Here is a 12,471-nt window from a genome sequence, read left to right as displayed (position 1 = left end):
AAGAACCTTGAAGCCGGATGAAAAGGAAATAGATCTACATTCCATGAAACAATTGTTTCTAAAGTCCGCGGATGTTCAGTTTCAATCGTACACGTTTGATCAGCGTCGAGTAGTATTCATTACATGCGATGCCATGATCAATCAGCAATTATTGAATGGAGTCATTGTTCAGCGTGTTCAACTCATGATGAATGATTTGAAGGGTGAAACGATAGAAGATGCAGTCGTTGGGCAATTACACATTCCAGATTTGAAAAAGGTAGAAGACATAAAAGAAGTGGGGTCACTTGTATACACCGGCAACCTGCTTCTATATTTTGAGGATGACGGTCTCCTTTTTTCAAGCAATATAGCGGAAAAGCCGAACCGAAATCCCGAAGAGACAAGTATGGAAGTACCAGTAAAAGGGCCGAGAGATAATTTTATTGAAGATGTTTCAGTTAATATCGCAATCATACGGAAGCGGTTACCGACGAATTCACTGTGTGTGGAAAAGTTTGAACTGGGAAAGCGAACTAAAACAACGGTAGCACTTCTATATTTTGATGATGTTGCCAGTGAAGAGACGCTATATAGTATAAAAAAACAGCTAAAAAAGGTTGACGCGGATATTATTTTCAGCGGAGACTTATTGCTGGAGAGCATGGAGATTAAAGGGGTGCTCTTTCCAAGGACAGATTATACAGGCCGGCCAGATCATGCGGTTCAATCGCTGGCAAGAGGACGATTTCTAATTTTTGTTGACGGGGTATCCTATGGTGTGATTTTGCCCGTAAACTTGTTTTTACTTCTAAAAACAAGTGATGATAATGAGAATCCAGCCTCGTTTAGTTCGGTAGAACGGTTATTGCGTATTACCGGTATGTCCATAGGTATAACTTTGCCTGCATTTTGGCTTGCTTTAACGACATTTCACCAGGATCAATTGCCACTTTTATTATTAGCTACAGTTGTACAAGCAAATACAGGCCTTCCGCTTCCTTCAATATTGGAAATGTTGCTCATGCTGCTCATGTTCGAATTATTTCGTGAGGCTGGTCTGCGTCTTCCGTCAGCACTTGGAGGTACAATTGGGGTTGTGGGCGGGCTAATTATTGGAGATGCCGCCATTCGGGCCGGGGTTACAAGTCCCGCGATGATTGTCGTTATCGCTGTGTCGACAATTTCGACATTTACGTTGGTTAACCAATCACTGGTGGGGACCGTGAGTATACTGCGTTTCCTTTTCATTATCATAACGGCATTTTTCGGAATGTTCGGATTCCTGATTTCGGTTTATTTTACCATCCTATACTTGTCGAGTATTCGAACATTCGGGGTGCCGTACATGAATATCACGACAGATTTAAGCTGGAAGACAATTGTGAAGTCGCTTTTGCGTTTAAATCCCACACAATATAAAAAGCGTCCGAATATGTTAAATCCCAAAGATAAAACGCGGAGCAAAGAAGGTGAAAAATGACTACACGTATATTTGTGCTGCCGCTTTTGGTAATTCTCTCGGCAGTCCTTTCAGGTTGTATAGATTCCAATGAGCCCGAAAGGATGCTTTATGTTAATGCAATTGGCGTGGATTTTAAGGATGGAAAATACGAGTTATATACGCAGTTCGTCAGTTTTGCTAATACGGCAAAAAGCGAGCAACCATCAGATTCCCAAGCTGTACAAACGGAAGTTGGATATGCCACGGGAAAAACTATGGATGATGCAATTTTTGAATTATATCATTCCATAGATCAAAAAGTGTACTGGGGTCATTTTTCATATATAGTTGCATCAGAAGAAGTGATGAGTAACGGGAAATTGAGTCCGGTTATCGATAATTTTATCCGCTATCATGATACTAGGTATAAAGTTTGGCTATATACCACGAAAGATCCCGTACAAGATGTTCTTTTAGTCAGGCCGGTACTTAATAAATCGGTCACCCTTTCTAGGCTTGGTGATCCCCAGAACGCCTATGAACAAGAATCCTTCATTCAGCCACTGGATATTCGCCAATTACTAATTGCTCTGGATGAACCAAGCCATGAAGCGATGATTCCACTAATTTCAGTTAAGGAAAATTGGAAATCTATGAAGGAGTCCATTAAAGCACCGGTTTTGTCAGGGGTAGGGATAATTACTCCCATAAGCTTCAAGGGATTCATCTCGGGTGACAAAGCGCGGGGAATACAGTGGATGACAAATGAAACGAAAAGGGGCCTAGTCACCATTAAATTAGATGGAGAACATTACTCCACGGTGGTTGTTAATAAAGTGAAAGTGAAAATCAAGCCGATTATCGGTAAGGTAGGAGTAAAGTTTGATATTGATGTCGAGTTGACAGCAGCTATCAGTAGTATTGAACAAAATATAACGATGGGTCGGATGCGAAAAGAGACAGAAAAAGTAGTAGAAGAACAAATTAAGGAGACGTATGAGGAAGCTTTGAAAAAGAATGTTGATATTTATCATCTTTCAGAAAAGCTGTACAGAAAAAACGTTAAAGAGTGGAAAAAATATCATACGGACGGTAAGTTGGAGTTAACTGAGGATTCAATTCGAAACCTGAAGGTGCGTGTTACAAAGCTGACCTCAGATAGAAAATCATATAAAAAGACGATTGGAAAGTAAAGGATATGAAAGTAACCGTGAGTAAAGTGACGCCTATTTATTTGGCCACGGCGGATTTGTCATATAAATTCACGTATCTGTACACCCTTATGGAGAATTAAAGACCCTGAATTTCGCCTTGTGCAGGCGAAGGCAGGGTTTAATTTTTCCAATTTACAGGGTGAAAATAATATGCGTTGTATCTCCTTCATCGTACAGTTAAACTATCAAATTAAATAAATTCCAGCTTATATATGGTGAGGCTTCTACCGTCTGTTTGTAGTTAAAAGCAATTAGTTGAAAGGAATGTAATATTCCGCTATTATAAAAGATAATATATGTAAGCGCATTCAATTTGCATAAAGCTAGTTATAGATTCGTATAGTAGCTCTGTGTGCAAAAGCGATTGCACTAGAATAGTAGAAAAAATGAGAGAACAGGGAGTGTGACGCAGTATGGTACAAGCTTCAGAAAATCTAGTTTATGCAAATCCGAATACACAAGGTTCGAAGGTTCAGTTCAAAGAACGCTATGATAATTTCATCGGTGGCAAGTGGACAGCACCAGTAAAAGGCCAGTATTTCGATAATTCCACGCCAGTTACAGGTAAGGTATTTACCCAAGTGGCAAGATCTACGGAAGAAGACATTGAACTGGCACTGGATGCAGCTCATGCGGCAAAAGATGCATGGGGCAAAACATCGGTCACTGAACGTTCAAATATTTTGCTGAAGATAGCGGATCGTATTGAAGAGAACTTGGAAATGCTAGCTGTAGCTGAAACGTGGGATAACGGGAAAGCTGTCCGTGAAACATTGAATGCCGATCTTCCGCTTGCAGTGGATCATTTTAGATACTTTGCTTCTGCAATTCGTGCGCAAGAAGGCGGAGTTAGTCAAATTGATAACGATACAGTAGCCTACCATTTCCATGAGCCGTTAGGAGTCGTCGGGCAAATTATTCCGTGGAACTTCCCGATTCTGATGGCGGTATGGAAACTTGCTCCGGCATTGGCTGCAGGAAACTGTATCGTGTTAAAACCGGCTGAACAAACACCTGCCTCCATTTTGGTATTGGTTGAATTAATCGAAGACTTACTGCCAGCGGGTGTTCTGAATGTAGTCAACGGTTTCGGACTGGAAGCAGGAAAACCACTGGCATCCAATCCGCGCATCAATAAAGTTGCCTTCACGGGGGAGACGACAACAGGTCGTCTAATTATGCAGTACGCTTCTCAAAACTTGATTCCGGTTACATTGGAACTGGGCGGGAAATCTCCGAACATTTTCTTCGAGGATGTCATGGCGCAAGACGATGCATTCCTTGATAAGGCGGTTGAAGGTTTTGTTATGTTTGCATTGAACCAAGGTGAGGTCTGTACATGTCCGTCCCGTGCATTGATTCAGGAATCCATTTATGACAAGTTCATGGAACGCGCACTTGAGCGTGTTAAAGCGATCAAAATAGGAAATCCATTGGATCCGACGGTTATGATGGGTGCTCAGGCATCCACTGAACAACTAGAGAAAATTCTTTCTTACTTAGACATTGGAAAACAAGAAGGCGCAGAATGTCTGACGGGCGGTGAGCAAAACAAACTTGAAGGTGATCTTGCAGAGGGGTATTATGTGCAGCCGACTGTATTTAAAGGACATAATAAAATGAGGATCTTCCAAGAAGAAATCTTTGGTCCTGTAGTAGCGGTTACGACATTCAAAGATAAAGAAGAAGCACTAGAAATTGCAAATGACACATTATATGGACTAGGTTCAGGTGTATGGACGCGCGATATGAATACAGCGTATCGTTTCGGTCGTGGTATTCAGGCCGGACGTGTATGGACGAACTGCTATCATGCGTATCCCGCACACGCTGCATTTGGTGGCTACAAAGCATCAGGAATCGGACGTGAAAACCACTTGCAAATGCTGGCACATTATCAGCAGACGAAGAACATGCTAGTTAGCTACGACGAAAGCAAACTAGGATTCTTTTGATTGAATCTATCTGGAGGATCCGAAGTGAATGGAGGAATTCCTATGCCAGATCGAGTAGTCGCAACAGAAGAAGCGTTGGCCCTTATAGAGTGGTTAAAAGATAAGCACGGCCCTTTGATGTTTCACCAGTCTGGCGGTTGCTGTGATGGATCTTCTCCGATGTGTTACGAAGATGGAGACTTGATTATTGGTAATCAGGATATCTTGCTTGGGCATATTGGCGGCATGCCATTCTATATGATGAAGAGCCAGTTTGAATACTGGAAGCATACACAACTGATTATTGACGTAGTCGACGGACGTGGAGGGATGTTTTCGCTTGAAGGAGTGGAAGGGAAACGTTTCTTAACCAGATCTCGTGCTTTCACTGACGGGGAGTATAAGGAATTAACTTCATAAAAAAGCCTTCCAAAGAATAGGAAGGCTAGGACTGAAAGCAACTCTCAACACATGGGACCTTGCTTTCAGTTTTTTATTTACTGTATTCAATTTTTGTCATGGATAAAATCTTCATGCCATAAAACGTTGGCGATCCTCAGGTGAAGGCAACATGCAGGATAATTCCTTTTTACCGAACCATTTATATCGGTTTTTTGCAACATAGTCGTAGACGACGTCGCGGATTGCTGGTGGGATGACTACGAATAGGAATGCCAAGTGCCATAAACCATCCAGTTTTTTGGCTATACGTAAAGCTGCGCCTGACTTTGTATAGGCTTTACCGTTTTCAATCAATACTAAGCTATCTACGTCATCAGAAATTTGGTAGTCTTTACGAAGTTTTCTACCTACATCGTCTTGTAACGAAGCGAATGAAAAGTGTTTGTACGGGTCACGTTTAATGATAAATTGAACGCTTGCATCACAGAAGTTACATTCGCCATCAAATAGTATAATTCTATCTCGTTTCATAGTTACTCTCTCCTTCAAAAATAGGTGATATCGTACTATACCCACATAGTTTTGACTTCACTCACGCGTAGTAAACAGAATAGTGTGAATTTGTTTGTGTATAGTATATAATAGAAGATAATAAGCTCGCTTTGTCTTGTGCATCATATAAAAAAAGAAGGAGTGAAAAAGTATGGAACGTCAATACATCCATCCAGCTGAGCTGGAGTTGCGTCGTGACTCTGACTTTTTACGTTCTGAGAATATGGTAGGCGAAGGTGCTCCGGTCCATGGCGCATTAAATGAGTGTGAATTTATTGTGAAGAAACTAGAATTAATTGAAAATAGTCTAGGTTATGAGAAGCCTGCTACGCCTAGAAGCTGTGAGTTATAAATAGCTTATTAATAATATAGCAATGACCTTTATCTCTATTGATAAAGGTCATTGCTATTTATTTTTCATTATACTATGGCGGCAGCCCGTAACAAACTTGTTGGCTCGCATGTAATAAGGTATAAGGAGGTGGAGAAATGAATCAAGGACATTGTGGAATGTCAGGCGGACATGGTCAGCAGGGATGGGGACACCATCAGCATCATCAAGGAATGCATGGTCACCAAGGTTTTCAACCCGTTTTTTGCCCGCCACAATATCGCTTTAACGATTGCTTCACTAAACAGGAAATGCCATTTATTCATCCGATCGTGAATGTGAATCGACACCACGTAGTCGGCGTGCCACAGCACTACTACACAGAAACTACGGAAAATGTTATGGGCTCTACTATCATGCCAGGAAGAGGGCCAGGATATGGACCAGGATATGGAGGTATGCGGGGTGGCGAAGGTTGTCACCGCCGTAGAAGATGCCGCTGATCATTTTTTAATATGAAGAATCCGCCATCTCTAGTATTTCAGAGATGGCGGATTTTTTATTTTCTCAAGCGCCAGACACTCGGGACGTTTCAGAACTACCAAAAAGGCAAAGAGCGCCTTTGTGGTATTTCCTCCAACGCCTGTCGAGTCTAAACGGTGCTTTCAGCATTAGGGTTATGCGTTAAAGTATCTTGCGTCGGGATGGGCGAAGACGATGGCGGATACGGATGCTTCTGGTTCCATCATGAATTCTTCGGTTAGCACGACGCCGTGGTCTTCCGGTTTGATGAGGCGGAAGAGTTTAGCTTGATCTTCTAGATTTGGACAAGCTGGGTAGCCGAATGAGAAACGTTGGCCTTGGTATTTGGCCGCGAAACGTTCGAGCATTGTAAAGTCTGTTGGATCAGGGAATCCCCATTGGTCACGGATTTCTTGGTGAATCCGTTCAGCGAAGCCTTCTGCCAACTCCAATGCAGTCGCTTGGAACGCATGGCTTTCAAGGAATTTGCCTTCTTCCTTCAGTTTGTTTGCATAATCACGGACCCCTTTACCAGCAGTCACTTGCATGAATGCCACGTAATCCATTTCACCACTTTGCACTGTTTTCAAGTAATCAGCCAAGCACAGGAAAGGCTCTTTTTCTTGACGCGGGAACGTAAATCGTTCAATTTCAGTTTTTGAATCTTCCGGATCATAAATGATTACGTCATCCCCGTCTGCCTGGGCAGGGAAGAATTGATAAATACCGGAAGCTTTCATCTTGTCGGACTTCAAGAACTCCGTTACCATTTCATGAAGTTGTACTGCGCGTTCTTCTTTTCTTTCAAGCATTTTATCGACATTTCCTCGTAGACCTAAGTGGTGACCGATAAGTGTACGCATATTTACGTAAGGATGTAAGTGAGCAACCGAGTAATCTTTCACGACCCGTCTACGTAAATCGGTTGGTGTGAATACAGGAACGTCAGTGCGTACCGTTTTCACGGGACGTGGCTTCACTGCAACTGCTGACGTGCCTCGACTTGCTTTAAGCGCATCATTGGTTTCGCGTTTCTCGATACTATCTGCTAATTCTTCGAGTAACGCTCCTTTGTCATTACTTTGTAGACGGTTTGCTAAGTCGAGACCTTGCATCGCATCTTTTGCAAAAATAACTGGGCCATCATACTCAGGTGCGATTTTCGTTTCAGTAAAGCGCCTTGTTAATGCGGCTCCACCTACCATTACTGGCGTGTCGATTCCTGCCGCCTTAAAGTCCTGTGCTGTCAACACCATTTGCTGGGCAGACTTTACGAGAAGTCCAGATAGTCCTACAATGTCTGGTTTTTCTTTACGAATCACTTCAATTAATGTAGCTGGAGTAACTTTAATACCGATATCTATGACTTTAAATCCGTTATTACTTAAGATGATTTCCACGAGGTTTTTTCCGATATCATGTACGTCACCTTTTACTGTTGCTAGAATGATTTTGCCTTTCCCGCTATCGTCTTCTTTCTTTTCCATGAACTGTTCAAGGTATGAAACAGAAGCTTTCATGACTTCAGCACTTTGAAGAACTTCCGCTACGATCAGCTGGTTGTCATTGAATAGACGCCCAACTTCAGCCATTCCTTTCATCAAAGGACCATTGATGATATCAAGTGGTGCGTCGTATGTCTTTAAAGCCGTTTCCAAATCAGGTATTAAGCCTTCTTTTGTACCCTCCACCACATAGTACGCAAGACGATCAGGCACGGTTTTCGGAATATCGTCTTCTGATTTCTCTTTTTTCTTACCACGATAGAAGTCCGTAAACTCTGCCAATGTTTCATCTGTAGTATTAAACAGTAATTCATTCGCCAGTTTGATTTCTGCTTCTGGAATCGAAGCAAAGCGCTCAAGCTTCTCTGTATTTACAATCGCATAATCCAGACCTGCTTGTGTACAGTGATACAAGTACACAGCATTCAACACTTCACGGCCAACAGGGGGCAACCCGAAGGATACGTTGCTGACACCAAGAGTCGTTAAAGTGCGCGGAAGTTTTTCTTTGATTAATCGAATTCCTTCAATTGTTTCTACTGCCGATCCAATGTATTGTGCGTCACCTGTACCAACAGGGAAGACAAGTGGATCAAAAATAATATCTTCCGGTGGGATCTCCCATTTATTAACGAGTAAATCATAAGAACGCAACGCAACTTCTAGCTTACGTTCTCTCGTTACTGCCATTCCAATTTCATCAATCGTTCCTACAACTACGGCCGCTCCATATTTTTTTACTAAAGGAAGTACGGCATCAAAGCGTTCTTCACCATCTTCTAAGTTAATAGAGTTGATGATTGCTTTGCCCTGCGAGAATTTCAAGGCCTCTGCAATGACGTTTTCATCGGTAGAATCGATGACTAGAGGAACTTTGACTTTTTTTACGACTTCTTTCATGAAGCGAGTCATATCGTATAATTCATCACGGTCAGGGTTCGCAAGACAAATATCCAATACATGCGCACCACGTTTTACTTGTGCACGTGCGATTTCTGCAGCTTCCTCAAACTTTTCCTCTACAATTAGTTGTTTGAATTTACGTGAGCCGATAACGTTTGTACGTTCCCCGATTAATAATGGACGTAATGTATCGTCGTAGAGCAAAGGCTCAATCCCTGAAATGGCATGACCATGAGGATTTTCTGGCATCTTGCGTGGAGCCTTATCTTTAACTACCTCACGAATTGCGCGAATGTGATCAGGCGTTGTACCGCAGCAACCGCCAACCATGTTCAACCAACCTTTTTCAGCGAAGCCTTCCAGTTTTTTCGATAATGATTCAGGAGATTCATGATAATGTCCTTCTTCATCCGGCAATCCGGCATTTGGATAACAGGTTACGTAGCTTGTCGCCAATTCGGACAATGAACGCAAATGGTCAGTCATGAATTCAGGACCTGTTGCACAGTTTAAACCGACCGAAAGTGGATGGACGTGTTCAATGGAAATATAGAAGGCTTCAATACTTTGTCCAGCAAGCGTTGTACCCATCGGTTCGATCGTACCTGAAATCATGATAGGAATTTCGCGTCCAAGCTCTTCAAACGCCTTCTTAATACCAATTGTTCCAGCTTTCACATTCAGCATATCCTGACTTGTTTCCATCAGTATCAAATCACTGCCTGCTTCTACAAGCGCTCTTGCCTGTACATAGAAATCATTAGATAGTTCATCGAACGTGATACCGCCCGTTACCGAAAGTGTCTTTGTCGTGGGCCCGATCGCCCCCGCGACAAAACGTGGCCATTCTGGTGTAGAAAACTTCGCTGCACTCTTTTTCGCGATTTCTACAGACTTCGCATTAATTTCATCTGCACGATGACCAAGTGAAAATTCATTCAATACAAGGGGAGTACCGCCAAATGTATTCGTACAAATGATATCAGCACCGGCTTCTAAATATTCATCGTGAATTTTCTCCAAAACGTCAGGGCGTAACACACTCATGTATTCATTACATCCATCGTATTCTTCTCCGCCGAAGTCTTCCGTTGAGAAATCTTCCGCTTGCAGCATCGTCCCCATCGCACCATCAATGATAAGGATTCTTTTATCTAGTTGTTCTTCAATAGGATGTCTCTGCATGTGTTAATTCCCTCTCCTTCTGCTGGTCTATTTTCTTAATATATTCATACAACTCTAATGTCATATCGTAACGCAGGAATGGTGTGATGAGATACAGTCCATTAAAATACTGAGCCGCTGTATCTATCAATTCTTTTGCAATTTCAAGCCCTGTTTCAGTTGATTTTTCACGGTCATCTCCGCATTCACGCATTCTTTCTAACACATCTTCTGAAAGCTTGATACCCGGTACCTCATGATGCAGGAACTCTGCATTTCGTATATTCGTCAATGGCATGATCCCAATAAAGATCGGTGTATCCAGGTGTTTTGTTGCTTCATATACATCGATAATCTTTTCTTTCGTGTAAACTGGCTGAGTGATGAAATAGTCTGCACCCGCTTCAATCTTCTTCTCGAGCCGTTGTACAGCACGATCGATGACGCGGACGTTCGGATTGAAAGCTGCTGAAATAGAGAAGCTGGCTTTCTTGCGCAATGGCTTACCGGAGAATGAAATCCCTTCATTCAATTTCTTAATTAACTGCAATAACTCCATGCTAGATACATCGTAGACGCTTGTAGCACCGGGGAAGTCCCCAACCTTTGTCGGGTCGCCTGTCACGGCTAGGATATCGTGAATGCCTAATGCATCAAGCCCCATCAAATGTGATTGTAAGCCAATGAGATTGTGATCGCGACACGTTAAATGTACAAGCGGGCGGATATTATGTTGCATCTTGACGATCGAGCCCATCGCCATGTTGCTGATGCGTGGAGAAGCAAGTGAATTATCTGCCATTGTTATAGCGTCAACTCCCGCGTCATATAACAAATTTGCACCTTTGATATAATCTTCTGTTTCCAAGTGGCGCGGTGTATCTAGTTCTACAATTACCGTACGCTCTGTTTTCGCTTTTTCGTGAAGAGGTTGATGTTTTGCCGGATCCGCTTCATGAATCACGATAGGTTTCGCCGGTTGTACGACCTTTTCCGTGATAGGTGTCAGTCGCGCTAACTGTGTTTTCGCCGCTTTAATATGCTTAGGTGTTGTCCCGCAACATCCTCCAATCAATCGAACGCCTTGATCACGAAGTAATACAGCAGCGCGTCCAAAGTATTCTGCCTCTGATTCATAAACAATACGTCCATCTTCTACATCTAATAGACTGGCGTTTGGATATGCGGATAAAAATGCTTTCTCTGGTAATGTCACATTATCGAATGCTTGAATCGTGTGGTAAGGACCTAATCGACAGTTAACGCCTACGATATCTGCTCCAAGAGACTCGAGCTGATGAAGTGCATCGTTTAATGAAAGTCCGTTCTGTAATACACCGGGATCATGCATAGAAACTTGTGCAATCAATGGAACATCCGTAATTTTCTTTAATGTTGTAACTACCGATGATAACTCTTCAAAGTCATAATACGTCTCCAATAGGAGACCATCAGGATCACCTGTTAATAATGCATTGGCTTGTTCAAGTACGACTTTTTCAATTTCATCCAATGTCGCATCGCTTTTACGTATACCTCGCAAGCCGCCTATTGTTCCAAGTACAAATTGCCCCCCAGGCGCCGCTGCGCGTTTGGCAATTTGAATGGCTGCTTTATTGAAATCCGTGACATGACTTTCTAAGCCGTAGCGAGCTAATTTGATTGCGTTCGCACTGTAAGTGTTAGTCTGGATTATATCTGCACCAGCTGAGATGTAGTCTTGGTGAATTTGCTCTATAATTTCAGGCTTTTCTATATTTAGTTCTTCATAACAGTAATCAATTCCGTAAGAATATAAAATCGTCCCCATTGCACCATCTGCCGTTAGGACATTTGTTTGTAGTTTCTCGAGCAATGACATAAATCCATCTCCCCTTTAGCCTTTTTTAATCAAAAAAAGCCTTCAAGTATATTAGAAGGCTTTGTAATCTCAATGACTAGTTCCCTCTCATCTTTTCAGAGTGTCAATTTGACAGACTGCTGGAAGTAGCACCTTGCCTAAATGGCTGGTTGCTGAAGCGTCGACGGGCCAGTCCCTCGGCTTCTCTTGATAAGATATGTTTCTTATTCAATTATTTAGATTATTCTAACCACATCATAGCGGCTTTGTTGGATATCGTCAAGTGAACGTTTGGTGAAGTTCAAAGCGCGGAGTTAGTGCATAGAGAAATTGCGGTATATATGCTAAAATTAATGAAATAACTCGAAAAGGTGAGAAATTATGCGTTTCTTTAAATACTCATTTCCAATCGCTGTTCTTGTAGGTACACTTGCTTGGATTATGATAGGTAACAGTTACGAAGAGGTTGCTTATGATATGCGTGTGTACATTACAATTGGGGCTGCTATATTCAGTGGTTTAATCTCAAGTGTTTTGTTTCGCAAAGAAAAGGAAGAACAGATTGATGAGAAGAAGTAGGCTGTCAGCGGTATGCTGCAGTCTTTTTTTGTCTGCTTTTATGAGTTAACCAAAAAATAAATTTTGTTGACACGTAATGGGTTAACCGATATTATTTATGAG

At 42.2% G+C, this 12,471-nt stretch carries 10 protein-coding genes and 1 riboswitch; of the genes, 7 read left to right on the top strand and 3 right to left on the bottom strand.

Features of this window, described 5'->3' with window-relative positions:
• Positions 1-7: 7 nt before the first annotated feature.
• The 4 genes from CSV75_RS10510 to CSV75_RS10495 all read left to right on the top strand — a co-directional run bounded on the left by CSV75_RS10510 (position 8) and on the right by CSV75_RS10495 (position 4,991).
• On the top strand, positions 8-1,462 hold the full coding sequence (locus CSV75_RS10510; protein ID WP_233191644.1) for a spore germination protein: 1,455 nt from the start codon (positions 8-10) through the stop codon (positions 1,460-1,462).
• A complete protein-coding gene (locus CSV75_RS10505; RefSeq protein WP_099675773.1) occupies positions 1,459-2,616 on the top strand; it encodes a Ger(x)C family spore germination protein in 1,158 nt (385 codons plus the stop codon). Before CSV75_RS10510 ends, CSV75_RS10505 begins: the two co-directional genes overlap by 4 nt.
• 434 nt (positions 2,617-3,050) lie before the next feature.
• Positions 3,051-4,592: an aldehyde dehydrogenase gene (adh, locus tag CSV75_RS10500; protein WP_099675772.1), complete on the top strand. Its 1,542-nt coding sequence runs from the start codon at positions 3,051-3,053 to the stop codon at positions 4,590-4,592.
• A gap of 42 nt (positions 4,593-4,634) precedes the next feature.
• Entirely contained in the window at positions 4,635-4,991 is a 357-nt protein-coding gene (locus tag CSV75_RS10495) for a DUF779 domain-containing protein (RefSeq protein ID WP_099675941.1), read from the top strand.
• Between the two features lie 111 nt (positions 4,992-5,102).
• On the opposite strand, the gene CSV75_RS10490 is transcribed toward CSV75_RS10495, so the two are convergent.
• Positions 5,103-5,504 carry a thiol-disulfide oxidoreductase DCC family protein gene (locus CSV75_RS10490; protein ID WP_099673012.1) on the bottom strand — a complete coding sequence of 134 codons (402 nt, stop codon included), beginning with the start codon at positions 5,502-5,504 and terminating at the stop codon, positions 5,103-5,105.
• Between the two features lie 172 nt (positions 5,505-5,676).
• Here CSV75_RS10490 and CSV75_RS10485 point away from each other — a divergent pair, with 172 nt between their 5' ends.
• Positions 5,677-5,877 (top strand): hypothetical protein, encoded by a 201-nt coding sequence (locus CSV75_RS10485; protein WP_099675771.1) that lies wholly within the window; start codon positions 5,677-5,679, stop codon positions 5,875-5,877.
• A 137-nt stretch (positions 5,878-6,014) separates the two neighbouring features.
• Positions 6,015-6,359, top strand: coding sequence for a hypothetical protein (locus CSV75_RS10480; protein ID WP_099675770.1), 345 nt, complete (start codon positions 6,015-6,017; stop codon positions 6,357-6,359).
• Between the two features lie 174 nt (positions 6,360-6,533).
• On the opposite strand, the gene metH is transcribed toward CSV75_RS10480, so the two are convergent.
• Both metH and CSV75_RS10470 read right to left on the bottom strand, forming a co-directional pair.
• Positions 6,534-9,971, bottom strand: a complete 3,438-nt coding sequence (gene metH / locus CSV75_RS10475) for a methionine synthase (RefSeq protein WP_099675769.1) — start codon at positions 9,969-9,971, stop codon at positions 6,534-6,536.
• Complete coding sequence (locus CSV75_RS10470; RefSeq protein WP_099630508.1) at positions 9,952-11,811, bottom strand: bifunctional homocysteine S-methyltransferase/methylenetetrahydrofolate reductase; 1,860 nt, start codon at positions 11,809-11,811, stop codon at positions 9,952-9,954. Before CSV75_RS10470 ends, metH begins: the two co-directional genes overlap by 20 nt.
• Before the next feature lie 84 nt (positions 11,812-11,895).
• A riboswitch (SAM riboswitch) is annotated at positions 11,896-12,007 on the bottom strand.
• Positions 12,008-12,171: 164 nt separating this feature from the next.
• On the opposite strand from CSV75_RS10470, the gene CSV75_RS10465 reads away from it, so the two are divergent.
• Complete coding sequence (locus tag CSV75_RS10465; protein ID WP_099630509.1) at positions 12,172-12,369, top strand: hypothetical protein; 198 nt, start codon at positions 12,172-12,174, stop codon at positions 12,367-12,369.
• The last annotated feature ends 102 nt before the right edge of the window (positions 12,370-12,471 follow it).

The organism is Sporosarcina sp. P18a, assembly GCF_002743135.1.
In the GTDB taxonomy this organism is placed as follows: Bacteria; Bacillota; Bacilli; order Bacillales_A; family Planococcaceae; genus Sporosarcina.
This window is presented reverse-complemented; position numbering and strand designations above follow the sequence as displayed.

Excerpts from the sequence above, each read along its gene's own strand:
- CSV75_RS10485 (WP_099675771.1), top strand. The coding sequence starts at position 5,677 with ATGGAACGTCAATACATCCATCCAGCTGAGCTGGAGTTGCGTCGTGAC.
- CSV75_RS10505 (WP_099675773.1), top strand. The coding sequence starts at position 1,459 with ATGACTACACGTATATTTGTGCTGCCGCTTTTGGTAATTCTCTCGGCA.
- adh (WP_099675772.1), top strand. The coding sequence starts at position 3,051 with ATGGTACAAGCTTCAGAAAATCTAGTTTATGCAAATCCGAATACACAA.
- metH (WP_099675769.1), bottom strand. The coding sequence starts at position 9,971 with ATGCAGAGACATCCTATTGAAGAACAACTAGATAAAAGAATCCTTATC.
- CSV75_RS10470 (WP_099630508.1), bottom strand. The coding sequence starts at position 11,811 with ATGTCATTGCTCGAGAAACTACAAACAAATGTCCTAACGGCAGATGGT.
- CSV75_RS10495 (WP_099675941.1), top strand. The coding sequence starts at position 4,635 with ATGCCAGATCGAGTAGTCGCAACAGAAGAAGCGTTGGCCCTTATAGAG.
- CSV75_RS10490 (WP_099673012.1), bottom strand. The coding sequence starts at position 5,504 with ATGAAACGAGATAGAATTATACTATTTGATGGCGAATGTAACTTCTGT.
- CSV75_RS10480 (WP_099675770.1), top strand. The coding sequence starts at position 6,015 with ATGAATCAAGGACATTGTGGAATGTCAGGCGGACATGGTCAGCAGGGA.
- CSV75_RS10465 (WP_099630509.1), top strand. The coding sequence starts at position 12,172 with ATGCGTTTCTTTAAATACTCATTTCCAATCGCTGTTCTTGTAGGTACA.